We start from the raw sequence: 14059 nt of genomic DNA on the forward strand, positions 1-14059 counted from the left end.
CCGTGGCAGCGGCTTCGTCCGTGGCGGTGCGCCCGCCCGTGTCGACAGGGCCGCCCGTGGCAGCGGCTTCGTCCGTGGCGGTGCGCCCGCCCGTGTCGACAGGGCCGCCCGTGGCAGCGGCTTCGTCCGTGGCGGTGCGCCCGCCCGTGTCGACAGGGCCGCCCGTGGCAGCGGCTTCGTCCGTGGCGGTGCGCCCGCCCGTGGCAGCGGCTTCGTCCGTGGCGGTGCGCCCGCCCGTGTCGACAGGCCCGCCCGTGGCAACAGGGCCCTCCGTGCCCGTGGGCTCCGGACGCTCGGACGGGGCCGTGGCGGACGGTATCCGTTCCTGGGCCGGGTCTCCGGCCCTCGCGGGCGCACCGGCCCGCCGCTCCAGGAAGCGCCGCAGCAGCGGACGGACGACCTCGCCCGCCAGCAGCGCGAGGAACAGGTAGAGGGAGAGCGCCAGCCACAGGAAGCCGGGCCAGGCCAGCACCTGCTGGAGCCAGAAGGGGGCGCCCGCGCGCTCGGCGACCAGGGCGGCGACCACCAGCACCCAGCCCCCGGCGATCACCGCCCCGCCGACCCGGCGCACCGGGCCCGGGCCACGGGTGGTGTCACGGAACAGGCGCCGCCACACGTACCAGTTGGACGTCACGAGGACGCCCACCACTGCCAGCGCGACCAGCGCGAAGACGACCACCATGCCGCCGTATCCCCTCGGTTGTGACGTCCGCGACGTCTATGAGCTTCGGCGCAGTACGCGCACCGAACGCAACCCGATGCCTCCGACGACCGTCCCCAATACGAAGGAGACGACGGCGAGCAGCAGGTGCACCCAGAAGTACGCCGTGGGGTCGCCGTCCTCGAAGGCGAGCCCGCTGCTGTCCTTGATCAGGTTTTTGACGAAAGTGATCCAGATGATCCAGCTCCACACCCCGAAAGCGAGCAGGAACCAGGAGACGGGGCGGCTGAGCTTCATGGTTTCAGTATCGCCGCACGCTGTCCTGAACCGTGCGCGGGGTGGGGAGGGGGGTGGGAAGGGCCCGCTCCCGGGAGGTACGTTCTCGCTCGTGCCCGCACCCAAGAAGGCCCTCAGGCGAACCCTGTCGGTCGCCTCCGCCGCCCTGACCGCACTCACCGTGCTCTCCCCGGCCGCGCTCGCGGCCCCCGACCCCTCGAAGAGCCCGACGCCCACTCCCCCCGCGTCGATGTCGACCATGGGCGGCGCACGGCTGGGGAAGCCGGGCACGCAGGTGGACCTGGCGGGCGGGGCGCCGGTGCTGCCCAAGGACATCACCGCCCGGTCCTGGATCGTGGCCGACGCCGAGTCCGGCGACGTGCTCGCCGCGCACAACGCGCACTGGCGGCTGGCCCCGGCGAGCACCCTGAAGATGCTGTTCGCCGACACGCTGCTGCCGAAGTGGCCGAAGACCACCGAGCACAAGGTGGCGGTCTCCGACCTCGCGGGGATCGGCGCCGGCTCCAGCCTGGTCGGCGTCAAGGAGGAGGAGACCTACACCGTCCACGACCTGTGGCTCGGGGTCTTCCTGCGCTCCGGCAACGACGCCGTGCACGTGCTGTCCGCGATGAACGGCGGGGTCGACAAGACCGTCGCGGACATGAACGAACACGCCGAGGAGCTCCAGGCCCTCGACACCAACGTGGTCAGCCCCGACGGTTACGACGCGCCGCACCAGGTCTCCTCCGCGTACGACCTGACGCTGTTCGCGCGCTCGGGGCTCCAGAAGAAGGACTTCCGGGAGTACGCCTCGACGGTCCGCGCGAAGTTCCCCGGCCAGACGGAGAAGGACAAGAAGGGCAAGACGACCCGCAAGCCGTTCGAGATCCAGAACACCAACCGGCTGCTGTCCGGCGACTCGGACATAGAGGTCTACCCGGGCATCGCGGGCGTGAAGAACGGCAACACCACCAACGCGGGCTCCACCTTCACCGGCGTCGCCGAGCGGAACGGCAAGGTGCTGCTCGTCACGGTGATGAACCCGGCCAAGGACGAGCACAACGAGGTCTACAAGGAGACGGCCCGCCTGTTCGACTGGGGCTTCGCGGCGGCCGGCAAGACGCGGCCGGTGGGCGAGCTGGTCCGGCCGAGGAGCGCCGCGCAGGCGAGCCCCGGGCCGGACGCCTCCGGGGAGGCCGGCGGCACCGGGAAGGGCGCGGCGGGCACGGCGCCGGTGGCGGGCGCGACGGCCTCGGGCGGCTCCGGCGGGGTCGGGGTCGCGGCCGGTATCACGGCCGGGGTGCTGGTGCTGCTCGCCGGCGGCGCGTTCCTGGTCAACCGGAAGTGGCCGCTGCCGGACCTGGTCCGCCGCCGGACCCGCCCGTGACGTCGGGGGCGTCGGTCCCGTCGCCGTCGTCCCCGCTCCCGGCCTCCTGCGCCTTGCTCCCGGTCGCCGTCCAGGAGGCCGCGAACAGCAGCAGCTTCGAGGTGAAGTTGATCCACAGCAGCAGGGCCACGGGGACGCCGAAGGCGCCGTACATGCTCTTCGCCGCGACGCCCTGGATGTAGCCGCTGATCAGCAGCTTCAGCAGTTCGAAGCCGATCGCGCCGATCAGCGCGGCGACGACCAGGCGGCGGCGCTCGGGGTGGACGCCGGGGAGCAGGGTCAGCACGTACAGCAGCAGGAGGAAGTCGGCGAGGACGGCCACCGCGAAGGCGGCGACGTAGAGCAGGACGCCGCCGACGCCGCCCTCGGCCAGGCCGATCGAGCGGATGATCCAGCCCACCAGCGCCGAGGCGACGGTGGAGATGGCGACGGTGATCAGCAGCGCGCCGCCGAGACCGACGAGGACGCCGGCGTCCTTGGCCCGGTGCAGGACCGGGTTCTCCTCCTCGTCGGGCAGCTCCCACACGGCGCGCAGACAGCCCCGGGTGGCCTCGACCCAGCCCATGCCGGTGAAGAGCAGCAGCAGGCCGGAGATGAGGCCGACGGTGCCGGCGTTGTCCACCAGGCCCTGGATGTTCAGCTGGTCGGCGATGCCGGGGATCTGCTCGGCGATCTTGTCCTGGAGCTGGTCCTGCTGCTTCTTGCTGAGCGTGGCGGCGGCCACGGCGGCGGCCAGGCTCAGCAGCGGGAAGAGCGCGACGAAGCTGGTGAAGGTCATGGCGGCGGCCAGCCGTGCCCACTTCACCCGGTCGAGCCGCTCGTACGAGCGCCACGCGTGCGTGGTCATCAGGCGTGCGATCCACGGTCCCACGACGGGGAGCTTCTTCAGCCAGTCCATGATCCGACCCTGCCCCCGCTCGTCCCGGTCCATGATCTCGTGCGGCCACCGGATCCGTCCCCGGCCCGGAAGACCAGTGTTCTTGTGCCCCAGAAGCGCAGGATCGTGCCCAGGACCATGCCGATTCCGGCGCCGGAGACGGTGTCGGCGCGCTGCGAGGTGAGGCCGAGGCCGTAGTGGCTGACGGTCAGGCACAGCAGTTGCACACCGGCACCGGCGAGGTTCACCGCGGCGAACACGGCGCAGGGGCGCAGTCCCCGGGGGCGGGTGTGCCGGTAGGTGCCCAGCGCGTTGCCCGCGTACGCCACCGCGCAGCCGGCCACGAAGGACAGCGTCTTGGCGCCGATCGGGCCGAGGCCCGCGGGACCGCGCAGACAGGTGAAGAGGCCGAGGTCGACGGCGTAGGCGAGCAGGCCCACGGAGGCGAAGCCGGCCAGCTCGCGGCGGTCGGCTACCAATTGGCCACCGCCAGGCCGTACATCGCCACCCAGACCACGCCGATCAGCGCGAGCGCCCGGTCGCGCAGGACGACGTCCTCGGGTTCGCCCGCGGTGCCGCGGTCGGCGAAGACCGCGTAGCGCAGGACGGCGAGGACGAAGGCGACCATGGACAGCTGGCGCCAGGGCAGCACGCTGGTGTGCGGGACACCGCCCTCCTCCATGGCCCACAGGCAGTAGCCGAGGACGGCGACACCGGCCGCGAGCTGCCAGACGAAGCGGAGGTAGCCGGTGGTGTACTCGGTGAGCAGCGCGCGGGTGGCGCCCGCCTGCCCGGCCATCTGGACGGCCTCGGAGTAGCGCTTGGCGGCGACCATGAACAGCGCGCCGAAGCCGGTCGTGATGAGGAACCAGCGCGACAGGGGGATGCCGAGCGCGAGTCCGCCGGCCATCGCCCGCATCAGGAAGCCGGTGGTGACGACGGCCAGGTCGACGACGAGGACGTGCTTGAGGGTGACGCAGTACGCCACCTGCATCGCGAGGTAGGCGGTCAGCAGGGCCGCGACGGACGGCGGGCACAGCCAGGCCGCGACCAGGGGCGCGAGAACGCCCAGGAGGCCGCCGACGGCGTACGCGAGCGGCACCGGGACCTGTCCGGCCGCGACCGGGCGGTGCCGCTTGACCGGGTGGGCTCGGTCGGCCTCGGCGTCGCGGGCGTCGTTGACGAGGTAGACGGCCGAGGCGCAGGCGGTGAACAGCACGAAGACCAGGGCGAGCCGGCTCAGCGCGGGCACCGAGAACAGCTCGCCAGCGGCGGCCGGGGCGGCGACGACCAGGACGTTCTTGACCCACTGGCGGGGGCGTGCGGTCCGGAGCAGGCCGCTCAGCACGCCCTTCGCGCGGGGCGTCGCGGGCTCCCCCGGCCGCTGCGGGGCGCGCTGTCCCAGGACGGCCGTGTCAGTCACGGGTGCCTCCTCGCATCCAGCCGGCGCCGAGCCGGGCCGTGAGCGCGCCCAGGGCCGCGCCGGCCGCGACGTCCGAGGGGTAGTGGACCCCGACGACCAGCCGGGAGGCGCACACCGCGGCGGCCAGCGGCCGGATGGCGGGGACGCCGAGCGCGCCGAAGGCGACGGCGGCGGCCGCGGCCGAGGTCGCGTGGGAGCTGGGGAACGAGTGCCGTCCGGCGGTACGCACCAGGGGCACGACGTGTGCCGGGCGCGGACGGCGCACGACCCGCTTCAGGGCCATGCTGACGACGTGGGCGCCGGCGGTGAGCGCGGTGCCGCGCAGCCAGGCCCCCCGCCGCGCGCGGTCCACGGCGGCTCCGGCGAGACCCGCGGCGAGCCACAGGGCCGCGTGCTCCCCGGCCCAGGACAGGGCGCGCGCGGCGCCGGCCACGCGCGGGTCGGTGCCGCAGGCTCTGAGCGCCGTGACGATCCGGTGGTCCATGTCGTCGAGGTCGTCCATGCCGACTCACTGTTCCCGCCCTGCGGACCGGAAGGACGGCACGATCGAGCGACATACCATTAATCACCCGTTTCGGGTATGTGCGTGATGTTTTGGAACTAATCGTTCTCATAGGGGCGATACGGTCACCGGCATGTCTGCCGACACCGACTGGGGTCCCGTCACCGGCTGGGGCCGCACCGCGCCCACCGCGGCCCGTCTGATCCGCCCGCGGACGTACCAGGAGGCCGCCCTGGCCGTCCTGGACTGCGGGGCCCGCGGCGGCATCGCGCGGGGGCTGGGACGGGCGTACGGGGACGCCGCGCAGAACGCGGGGGGCGCCGTCCTTGACATGACGGCCCTGGACCGCGTGCACGCCGTCGACGTCGCCGGCGGCACCGTGCTCTGCGACGCGGGCGTCTCCCTGCACCACCTGATGGAGGTGCTGCTGCCGCTCGGCTGGTTCGTGCCGGTGACGCCCGGCACCCGCTACGTCACGGTCGGCGGGGCGATCGGCGCGGACATCCACGGCAAGAACCACCACGTGTCGGGGTCCTTCGCGCGGCACGTGGTCTCCCTGGAACTGCTCACCGCCGACGGCGGGGTCCGCACCGTCACCCCGGGCACGCCCCTGTTCGACGCGACCGCCGGCGGCATGGGCCTGACCGGGGTGATCCTCACCGCGACGCTGCGGCTCCACCCGGTCGAGACCGCGCTGATGTCCGTCGACACCGAGCGCGCCGACGACCTGGACGACCTGATGGCCCGTCTGGCGGCCACCGACCACCGCTACCGCTACTCCGTCGCGTGGATCGACCTCCTCGCGCGCGGCCGGGCGACCGGCCGCGCGGTGCTCACCCGCGGCGACCACGCCCCGCTGGACGCGCTGCCCGCCCGCTCCCGCGCGCGGAGCGCCCCGCTGGCCTTCCGCACCTCCCGCCTCCCGGCCGCCCCCGACCTCGTCCCCGACGGACTGCTCGGCCGGACCACGGTGGGCCTGTTCAACGAGGTGTGGTACCGCAAGTCCCCCCGGTTCAGCCGGGGCCGGCTCCAGCGGATCTCCACCTTCTTCCACCCCCTGGACGGCGTCCCGCACTGGAACCGGATCTACGGCCGCGGCGGCTTCGTCCAGTACCAGTTCGTCGTCGGCGAGGGCCGGGAGGACGCCCTGCGCCGCATCGTGCGGCGCATCTCGGACCGGCGCTGCCCGTCCTTCCTCGCCGTTCTCAAGCGCTTCGGCGAGGCCGACCCGGGCTGGCTCTCCTTCCCCGTACCCGGCTGGACCCTGGCCCTGGACATCCCGGCGGGCCTGCCCGGCCTCGGCGCCTTCCTGGACGAGCTGGACGAGGAGGTCGCGCAGGCCGGGGGCCGGGTCTACCTCGCCAAGGACTCACGGCTGCGGCCCGAACTGCTCGCCGCGATGTACCCGCGCCTCGACGACTTCCGCGCGCTGCGCGCGGAGCTGGACCCGCGCGGTGTGTTCGTGTCCGACCTGGCCCGCCGCCTCGCCCTCTGACCCTTCTGGAGCTGTCGTGAAGGACGCCTTCGGCCTCCCCCAGTCCCTGCTCGTCCTCGGCGGTACGTCCGAGATCGCGCTCGCCACCGCACGCCGCATGGTGGCCCGCCGCACCCGGACGGTGTGGCTGGCCGGCCGCCCCTCCCCCGCCCTGGACACGGCCGCCGAGCAGCTGCGCGGCCTCGGCGCCGAGGTGCGCACGGTCGCCTTCGACGCGCTCGACCCCGAGTCCCACGAGGCGGCGCTCGGCAAGGTCTTCGCCGAGGGCGACGTCGACCTGGTGCTGCTGGCCTTCGGCATCCTCGGCGACCAGGCGCACGACGAGCGCGAGCCGCTGAACGCCGTGCGGGTCGCGCAGACCAACTACACCGGCGCGGTCTCGGCCGGCCTGGTGAGCGCCCGCGCGCTCCAGGCGCAGGGCCACGGCTCCCTGGTGGTGCTCTCCTCGGTGGCCGGCGAACGGGCCCGGCGCGCGAACTTCATCTACGGCTCCAGCAAGGCCGGCCTGGACGCCTTCGCGCAGGGCCTCGGCGACGCGCTGCACGGCACGGGCGTGCACGTCATGGTCGTACGCCCCGGGTTCGTCCGGTCGCGGATGACCGCCGGGATGGAGGAGGCGCCGCTCGCCACGACACCCGAGGCGGTCGCCACGGCGATCGAGCTGGGGCTGCGGCGGCGCTCGGAGACGGTGTGGGTGCCCGGCGCGCTGCGGGTGGTGATGTCGGCGGTGCGGCACCTGCCGCGGACGCTGTTCCGGCGGCTGCCCGTGTGACGTCCGGCCGCCGGGCGGGCCCGGATCACCGGCTGGGCAGCGAGCCGCTCTCCACGCGCCCGGCCTGCGGGGGCACCGTGGCGCTGCCGAAGGGGAACTCGCGCAGCTTGCGCCACACCCCGTCGGGGCCCTGCTCGTAGAGCGCGAAGCCGGTGCAGGACCACTGCGCCGCGTAGTCGGACAGCTCCTCGTAGGCGCGGTCCATCGCCGCTTCCCCGATGCCGTGCGCCACCGTGACGTGCGGGTGGTACGGGAACTGCAGTTCGCGTGGGACGGGACCGGACGCGTCGCGCACCCGCTTCTGGAGCCAGGAGCAGGCCGCGGCGCCCTCGACCACCTGGACGAAGACCACGGGCGACAGCGGACGGAAGGTCCCGGTGCCGGACAGCCGCATCGGGAAGGGGCGGCCGCGCGCCGCCACCTCCGCCAGGTGCGCCTCGACCGAGGGCAGCGCGCCGGCGTCGACCTCGGTCGGCGGCAGCAGGGTGACGTGGGTGGGGATGCCGTGAGCAGCGGCGTCGCCGAAGCCCGCGCGCAGCTGCTGGAGCTGGCTGCCGTGAGGCTCCGGGACCGCGATCGACACGCCGATCGTTACGGTCCCCACGTCGTCTCCTGTCGTTACGTGTCACTCGTCGTATGTCGCTGTGTCGGACACCCGGCTATCGACTGTACGGCCACGACCGTGCCCGGGGCAGGCGCAACCGGAGTGATGTGCAGCGCTACGGCGGCATGCCGGGGCGCACGGCGGGGCCGGGACCGGGGCCGGGCGGTGGCCCCGGGTCAGTGCTTGGCGGGCAGGAAGCCCACCATGTCGTACGTCCGGGAGAGGGTCTCGGCGGCGACGGCGCGCGCCTTCTCGGCGCCCTTGGCCAGGATCGAGTCCAGCGTCTCCGGGTCGTCCAGGTACTGCTGGGTGCGCTCCCGAAAGGGGGTGACGAACTCGACCATGACGTCGGCGAGGTCCGTCTTGAGCGCGCCGTAGCCCTTGCCGGCGTACTTCTCCTCCAGCTCGGCGACGCTCGCGCCGGTGAGCACCGAGTAGATCGAGAGGAGGTTGCTGACGCCCGGCTTGGCCTCGCGGTCGAAGCGGATCACGGTGTCCGTGTCGGTGACCGCGCTCTTGACCTTCTTGGCGGTGGCCTTGGGCTCGTCCAGGAGGTTGATCAGGCCCTTCGGCGTGGACGCCGACTTGCTCATCTTGATCGACGGGTCCTGGAGGTCGTAGATCTTCGCCGTCTCCCTGAGGATGTACGGGGAGGGCACGGTGAACGCCTCGCCGAAGCGGCCGTTGAAGCGCTCGGCCAGGTCGCGGGTCAGCTCGATGTGCTGGCGCTGGTCCTCGCCGACCGGGACCTCGTTGGCCTGGTAGAGCAGGATGTCCGCGACCTGGAGGATCGGGTACGTGAACAGGCCGACGGAGGCGCGGTCGGCGCCCTGCTTGGCGGACTTGTCCTTGAACTGGGTCATGCGGCCGGCCTCGCCGAAGCCGGTGAGGCAGTTCATGATCCAGGCGAGCTGGGCGTGCTCGGGGACGTGGCTCTGCACGAAGAGCGTGCAGCGGTCCGGGTCCAGGCCGGCCGCCAGGAGCTGGGCGGCGGCCAGCCGGGTGTTGGCCCGCAGTTCCTTCGGGTCCTGCGGGACCGTGATCGCGTGCAGGTCGACGACCATGTAGAACGCGTCGTGGGTCTCCTGGAGGGCCACCCACTGGCGGACGGCGCCGAGGTAGTTGCCGAGGTGGAACGAGCCTGCGGTGGGCTGGATTCCGGAGAGTACGCGCGGGTGGTCAGTCGCCATGTTTTTTATTGTCTCAGAGAGATCGGGGGGTTCTGTGCGTGGGGAACTGCGGGCCGTTCGTGGCTGGTCGCGCCCATGCGGCGGCAGCCGCACATCGACACAGCCCCGCGCCCCTGACGGGGCGCCTTCAGCCCAGGTCGATTTCCGGGTACAGGGGGAAGCCCGCCACCAGGTCCGTCGCCCGCTGGGCGATTTCCTGGGCCACCTTCTCGTCCAGGACGTGGGACGCCTTCGACGGGGCGCCCGACTTCGTCGTGCCCTGTTCCGTCGTCGTCAGGACGCGGTCGATCAGGCCCGCGACCTCGTCCATCTCCGCCGTGCCCAGGCCGCGGGTGGTGAGCGCCGGGGTGCCGATGCGGATGCCGGACGTGTACCAGGCGCCGTTCGGGTCGGAGGGGATGGCGTTGCGGTTGGTGACGATGCCGGAGTCGAGGAGGGCGGCCTCGGCCTGGCGGCCGGTGAGGCCGTAGGAGGACGCCACGTCGATCAGGTTGAGGTGGTTGTCCGTGCCGCCGGTGACCAGGGTGGCGCCGCGCCGCATCAGGCCCTCGGCGAGGGCGCGGGCGTTGTCGACGATGCGCTGGGCGTAGTCCTGGAACGCGGGCTGCCTGGCCTCGGCGAGGGCGACGGCCTTGGCGGCCATGACGTGCGGGAGCGGGCCGCCGAGGACCATCGGGCAGCCGCGGTCGACCTGGTCCTTGAGGGAGTCGTCGCACAGGACCATGCCGCCGCGCGGGCCGCGCAGCGACTTGTGGGTGGTCGTCGTCACGATCTGGGCGTGCGGGACCGGGTCGAAGTCGCCGGTGAGGACCTTGCCCGCGACGAGACCGGCGAAGTGCGCCATGTCGACCATGAGGGTCGCGCCGACCTCGTCGGCGATCTCGCGCATGATCCGGAAGTTCACCAGACGGGGGTACGCCGAGTAGCCCGCGACGATGATCAGCGGCTTGAACTCGCGGGCGGAGGCGCGCAGGGCCTCGTAGTCGATGAGGCCGGTGGCCGGGTCGGTGCCGTAGGAGCGCTGGTCGAACATCTTGCCGGAGATGTTCGGACGGAAGCCGTGGGTGAGGTGGCCGCCGGCGTCCAGGGACATGCCCAGCATCCGCTGGTTGCCGAAGGCCTGGCGCAGCTCGGCCCAGTCCGCGTCGGTCAGGTCGTTGACCTGGCGGGCGCCCGTCTTCTCCAGGAAGGGCACCTCGACGCGGGCGCCGAGGACGGCCCAGAAGGCGACCAGGTTGGCGTCGATGCCGGAGTGCGGCTGGACGTAGGCGTGCCGGGCGCCGAAGAGTTCGCGGGCGTGCTCGGCGGCGAGGGACTCGACGGTGTCGACGTTGCGGCAGCCGGCGTAGAAGCGGCGGCCGATGGTGCCCTCGGCGTACTTGTCGCTGAACCAGTTGCCCATCGCGAGGAGCGTGGCCGGGGAGGCGTAGTTCTCCGAGGCGATCAGCTTGAGCATCTCGCGCTGGTCGGCGACCTCCTGGCCGATGGCGTCGGCGACGCGGGGCTCGACGGTGCGGATCGCTTGCAGCGCGGCTCGGTAGGCGACGGACTCGGGGGTGAGGTCTGCGGGCATGGGGGCCTCCGGACGTTGTGTTCAGCGTTCACGGTACGGACGGCCCAGGCGCACGGCACTCGTTCTTCTTGGGCCGCTCCCCGATGGTTGGTCCATCCCAGCGCGCCAGTCACGGCCCGGGGTCAGGCTACCGGAAAGCGTCTGCGGGGTCGCTGTGTGTACCCGGGTGCGGGTGCGTGGGGGCTGGTCGCGCCCACGCGGCGGAGCCGCACATGTCACGGCCCCGCGCCCCTGGGGGCCTGCGGCCCCCTCCAGGGCGCTAGAGGATCACGTGGGGCAGGAAGCGGGCGTATTCGTCCGTCACCAAGCCCGACGACTCCCGGATTCCCAGGCCCGCCGACTCGTTCTCCACCACCCAGGCGCCGAGGACGACGCGGTTGCCGTCGAAGTCGGGGAGGGGGGCCAGTTCCTGGTAGCAGCAGGGCTCGTCCCGGACGGTGGGGGCGGTGCCCGGCTCGTGGATCGTGACGCCCGCGCCCTCGCGGCCCAGGAGGGGCTTGGCGACCCAGCCGGTGGTGCCGGCCAGCTCCCTCGGACCGTCCAGGTAGGCCGGCAGGAGGTTGGGGTGGTCCGGGTACAGCTCCCAGAGGACGGCCAGCAGGGCCTTGTTGCTGAGCAGCATCTTCCAGGCGGGCTCGATCCACAGGGTGGTGCCCGTGCCGCCGCCGTTGTCGAGGGTGTCCAGGACGTGGCCGGCGAAGCGGTCGGTGGTGAGCCACTCCCAGGGGTAGAGCTTGAAGAGGCTGCGGATGAAGCGCAGCTTGTTGTCGACGAAGCGGCCGGAGAGGCGGTCCCAGCCGATCTCCTCCATGGAGATCCAGTCGGTCTCCAGGCCGGCCTGTTCGGCGGTCTCCTTGAGGTAGGCGACCGTCATCAGGTCCTCGCCGAGTTCGTCGTCCGAGGAGTGCGCGAAGTACAGGGGGTTGCCGGGCGGGAGCAGCGCGGCCTGCTTCTTCCAGGCGTCGACCAGGCGCTCGTGCAGGCTGTTCCACTGGTCGGCGCCGGGGAAGCGCTCCTCCATCCAGAACCACTGCGGGGACGCGGCCTCGACCAGGGAGGTCGGGGTGTCCGCGTTGTACTCCAGGAGCTTGGCGGGCCCGGTGCCGTCGTAGCGCAGGTCGAAGCGGGCGTAGACGGAGGGGAGTTCGGCGCGGCGGTGCCAGGCCTCGGTGACCGCCCGGACGATGCGCGGGTCGGTGATGCCGAGGTCGGCGAAGCGGTCGTGGGTGACGATGTGCTCGGCGGCGGCCAGGCACATGCGGTGGAGTTCCTCGACGACCTCCTCCAGCGCCTCGACCTCCGGCAGGGAGAAGACGTAGTGGGCGCTCTCGTCCCAGTAGGGGCGCAGGGAGCCGTCGGGGTAGCGGGTCAGGGGGTAGATCAGGCCCTGTTCCTCGACGGTCTCCTGCCAGCCGGTGCGCGGGGTGATGGTGCGGCGTTCCACGCGCTCAGCCTCCGCCGCTGCCGCCCGAGCAGCCGAAGCCGCCCCGGTCGACGGCCTCTTCGCGGCTGAAGGTGCCGTCGTCGGCCCAGCCGCCGCTCACGTCGGCGTCGTAGTACCAGTCGGCGTCGGCCGAGGTCCTCTTCTTGCCGCCCTTGCCGTACGAGCTGCCGGACGAGCCCGACTTGCAGTTCTGGTCGGAGACGACCTTGTAGCCGTTGAGGTAGTCGTAGCTGTCGCGGTCCACGCAGCGGCGGTCGGGGTCCGAGCCGCATGCGCTCAGGGCCGCCGCGAGCATTCCCATGCCGCCTAGCACCACGGTGCTCGACCGCAGCCGTCGCCGGGTCTCTGCCATGTCCTCGTCTCCCCGTTGTCCGTGCGCTTGTACGACAGTTGGGCCGGTCGAGTGTACGGCCCCCGTCGCGGGTGGACTTTACGGCAGCGCCCGGCACAGGGCGTCCAGGGCCCCCGCCCAGGCGTGGTCGGGCGGGGTGCCGTAGCCGACGACGAGGGCGTCCAGCGGGGGGACGTCGGCGTCGGGGTGCCGGAACATGGTCAGGCCGTGGACCGCGAGTCCGTGCCAGGCGGCGGCGCGGACGGTCTGCCGCTCGGTGCCGGGCGGCAGTTCGAGGACGGCGTGGAGTCCGGCGGCGATGCCGGTGACGCGGACCCCGGGCGCCCGTTCGGCGAGGGCGGCGACCAGGGCGTCGCGGCGGCGCCGGTAGCGCAGGCGGGCGGAGCGGACGTGGCGGTCGTAGTCGCCGGAGCCCAGGAACTCGGCGAGGGTCAGCTGGTCGAGGACGCCCGGGGTGCGGCCCGCCATGCCGTCCATGACCTCCTCGACGAGCGCGGGCGGCAGGACCAGCCAGCCCAGGCGCAGGGCGGGGGCGAGGGACTTGCTGGCGGTGCCGAGGTAGACGACGCGGTCGGGGTCGAGGCCCTGGAGGGCGCCGACGGGCTGGCGGTCGTAGCGGAACTCGCCGTCGTAGTCGTCCTCCAGGACCAGGCCGCCGGTGCGGCGGGCCCAGTCGATCAGCGCCGTCCGGCGCTCGGGGAGCAGCGGGAGGCCGAGGGGGAACTGGTGGGAGGGGGTCAGCAGCACCGCGCCGGCGGCGGCCTGGTCGTCGGGCGGGAGGGTGCCGCGGTCGTCGAAGGGCAGCGGGGGCGTGTCGCAGCCCGCTCGCCGGAGCAGCCGGCGGTGGTGGGGCAGGCCGTAGGACTCGACGGCGACGGCGTTCTGGGCCCGGCGGCGCAGCAGTTCGGCGAGGACACCGAGGCCGCCGAGGAAGCCGGCGCACACCACGATCCGGTCGGGGTCGGCGTGCACGCCCCGTGCGCGGGACAGGTATCCGGCGAGCGCCGTGCGCAGTTCCGGGCGGCCGCGTGGGTCGCCGTAGCCGAGGGCCTGGTCGGGGGCGGCGGACAGGGCGCGGCGGGCGGCCCTGAGCCACTGGGCGCGGGGGAAGGAGGCGAGTTCGGGCGTGCCGGGGACGAGGTCGTAGGCGGGGCGGCCCGGCTCGCGCGGGTGGGGTGCCGGCCGGTGTGCGGGGGTGGCGGCGGGCGTGCGGTCGGCGACGCGGGTGCCGGAGCCCTGCCGGGCGGCGAGCCAGCCCTCGGCGATCAGGTCGGCGTAGACCTCGGCGACCGTGTTGCGGGCCACGCCCAGGTCGGCGGCGAGCGAGCGGGAGGAGGGCAGCCGGGTGCCGGGGGCCAGCCGGCCGCCGCGGACGGCCTCGCGCAGCGCCTCGGTGAGGCTCCGGCGCAGGCCGGGTCCGGAGCGGTCCAGATGCAGGTCGACGCCGAAAGTGGCCCAGGATTTCGCCATGGAAATGGACCATACTCCTGGGCTGCCTCACTT

Annotated in this window: 14 protein-coding genes, 1 pseudogene and 1 riboswitch; of the genes and pseudogenes, 3 read left to right on the plus strand and 12 right to left on the minus strand. The window is 73.1% G+C overall.

Annotation, left to right across the window (positions count from 1 at the left end; genetic code table 11):
* Both ACFW01_RS00005 and ACFW01_RS00010 read right to left on the minus strand, forming a co-directional pair.
* A pseudogene (locus ACFW01_RS00005) lies at positions 1–682 on the minus strand (metallophosphoesterase); the annotation flags it as partial.
* Between the two features lie 36 nt (positions 683–718).
* The gene (locus ACFW01_RS00010) at positions 719–958 is read right to left on the minus strand and encodes an SCO4848 family membrane protein (protein WP_122615862.1); all 240 of its coding nucleotides are present in this window, start codon (positions 956–958) and stop codon (positions 719–721) included.
* Positions 959–1049: 91 nt separating this feature from the next.
* Between ACFW01_RS00010 and ACFW01_RS00015 the strand changes: the two genes are divergently transcribed.
* Complete coding sequence (locus ACFW01_RS00015) at positions 1050–2324, plus strand: D-alanyl-D-alanine carboxypeptidase family protein (RefSeq protein WP_384501783.1); 1275 nt, start codon at positions 1050–1052, stop codon at positions 2322–2324.
* On the opposite strand, the gene ACFW01_RS00020 is transcribed toward ACFW01_RS00015, so the two are convergent.
* The 4 genes from ACFW01_RS00020 to ACFW01_RS00035 are packed head-to-tail and all read right to left on the minus strand — an operon-like array spanning position 2272 to position 5126.
* Positions 2272–3222, minus strand: a complete 951-nt coding sequence (locus tag ACFW01_RS00020; RefSeq protein WP_234955226.1) for a YihY/virulence factor BrkB family protein — start codon at positions 3220–3222, stop codon at positions 2272–2274. The two genes, ACFW01_RS00015 and ACFW01_RS00020, sit on opposite strands and share 53 nt — an antisense overlap.
* Positions 3210–3680 (minus strand): GtrA family protein, encoded by a 471-nt coding sequence (locus tag ACFW01_RS00025; RefSeq protein ID WP_234955228.1) that lies wholly within the window; start codon positions 3678–3680, stop codon positions 3210–3212. Before ACFW01_RS00025 ends, ACFW01_RS00020 begins: the two co-directional genes overlap by 13 nt.
* Complete coding sequence (locus ACFW01_RS00030) at positions 3674–4624, minus strand: decaprenyl-phosphate phosphoribosyltransferase (RefSeq protein WP_234955230.1); 951 nt, start codon at positions 4622–4624, stop codon at positions 3674–3676. Before ACFW01_RS00030 ends, ACFW01_RS00025 begins: the two co-directional genes overlap by 7 nt.
* Positions 4617–5126: a phosphatase PAP2 family protein gene (locus tag ACFW01_RS00035; protein WP_384501786.1), complete on the minus strand. Its 510-nt coding sequence runs from the start codon at positions 5124–5126 to the stop codon at positions 4617–4619. The genes ACFW01_RS00030 and ACFW01_RS00035 overlap by 8 nt, the downstream gene beginning before the upstream one ends.
* A 133-nt stretch (positions 5127–5259) precedes the next feature.
* Between ACFW01_RS00035 and ACFW01_RS00040 the strand changes: the two genes are divergently transcribed.
* Together ACFW01_RS00040 and ACFW01_RS00045 are read left to right on the plus strand one after the other, a co-directional pair.
* Positions 5260–6621 (plus strand): FAD-binding protein, encoded by a 1362-nt coding sequence (locus ACFW01_RS00040; protein WP_384501788.1) that lies wholly within the window; start codon positions 5260–5262, stop codon positions 6619–6621.
* Between the two features lie 16 nt (positions 6622–6637).
* Positions 6638–7393, plus strand: coding sequence for a decaprenylphospho-beta-D-erythro-pentofuranosid-2-ulose 2-reductase (locus ACFW01_RS00045; protein ID WP_234955235.1), 756 nt, complete (start codon positions 6638–6640; stop codon positions 7391–7393).
* 25 nt (positions 7394–7418) lie between these two features.
* Here ACFW01_RS00045 and ACFW01_RS00050 read toward each other — a convergent pair whose 3' ends face one another.
* From ACFW01_RS00050 to ACFW01_RS00075, 6 genes are all read right to left on the minus strand, one after another.
* Positions 7419–7997 carry a 2'-5' RNA ligase family protein gene (locus tag ACFW01_RS00050; protein ID WP_384501790.1) on the minus strand — a complete coding sequence of 193 codons (579 nt, stop codon included), beginning with the start codon at positions 7995–7997 and terminating at the stop codon, positions 7419–7421.
* A 176-nt stretch (positions 7998–8173) separates the two neighbouring features.
* On the minus strand, positions 8174–9187 hold the full coding sequence (gene trpS / locus ACFW01_RS00055) for a tryptophan--tRNA ligase (protein ID WP_384501792.1): 1014 nt from the start codon (positions 9185–9187) through the stop codon (positions 8174–8176).
* Between the two features lie 127 nt (positions 9188–9314).
* Positions 9315–10760 (minus strand): glycine hydroxymethyltransferase, encoded by a 1446-nt coding sequence (locus tag ACFW01_RS00060; protein WP_234955241.1) that lies wholly within the window; start codon positions 10758–10760, stop codon positions 9315–9317.
* Between the two features lie 35 nt (positions 10761–10795).
* Positions 10796–10883: riboswitch (ZMP/ZTP riboswitch) on the minus strand.
* 136 nt (positions 10884–11019) lie between these two features.
* Entirely contained in the window at positions 11020–12204 is a 1185-nt protein-coding gene (locus ACFW01_RS00065; protein ID WP_234955242.1) for a glutathionylspermidine synthase family protein, read from the minus strand.
* 4 nt (positions 12205–12208) lie between these two features.
* The gene (locus ACFW01_RS00070) at positions 12209–12556 is read right to left on the minus strand and encodes a hypothetical protein (protein WP_234955243.1); all 348 of its coding nucleotides are present in this window, start codon (positions 12554–12556) and stop codon (positions 12209–12211) included.
* A 78-nt stretch (positions 12557–12634) separates the two neighbouring features.
* Positions 12635–14026: a PLP-dependent aminotransferase family protein gene (locus ACFW01_RS00075; protein ID WP_234955244.1), complete on the minus strand. Its 1392-nt coding sequence runs from the start codon at positions 14024–14026 to the stop codon at positions 12635–12637.
* Positions 14027–14059 lie beyond the last annotated feature (33 nt).

It is taken from the genome of Streptomyces sp. NPDC058985 (genome assembly GCF_042740985.1).
Taxonomy (GTDB): domain Bacteria; phylum Actinomycetota; class Actinomycetes; order Streptomycetales; family Streptomycetaceae; genus Streptomyces.

Excerpts from the sequence above, each read along its gene's own strand:
- ACFW01_RS00035 (WP_384501786.1), bottom strand. The coding sequence starts at position 5,126 with ATGGACGACCTCGACGACATGGACCACCGGATCGTCACGGCGCTCAGA.
- trpS (WP_384501792.1), bottom strand. The coding sequence starts at position 9,187 with ATGGCGACTGACCACCCGCGCGTACTCTCCGGAATCCAGCCCACCGCA.
- ACFW01_RS00075 (WP_234955244.1), bottom strand. The coding sequence starts at position 14,026 with ATGGCGAAATCCTGGGCCACTTTCGGCGTCGACCTGCATCTGGACCGC.
- ACFW01_RS00040 (WP_384501788.1), top strand. The coding sequence starts at position 5,260 with ATGTCTGCCGACACCGACTGGGGTCCCGTCACCGGCTGGGGCCGCACC.
- ACFW01_RS00010 (WP_122615862.1), bottom strand. The coding sequence starts at position 958 with ATGAAGCTCAGCCGCCCCGTCTCCTGGTTCCTGCTCGCTTTCGGGGTG.
- ACFW01_RS00060 (WP_234955241.1), bottom strand. The coding sequence starts at position 10,760 with ATGCCCGCAGACCTCACCCCCGAGTCCGTCGCCTACCGAGCCGCGCTG.
- ACFW01_RS00020 (WP_234955226.1), bottom strand. The coding sequence starts at position 3,222 with ATGGACTGGCTGAAGAAGCTCCCCGTCGTGGGACCGTGGATCGCACGC.
- ACFW01_RS00070 (WP_234955243.1), bottom strand. The coding sequence starts at position 12,556 with ATGGCAGAGACCCGGCGACGGCTGCGGTCGAGCACCGTGGTGCTAGGC.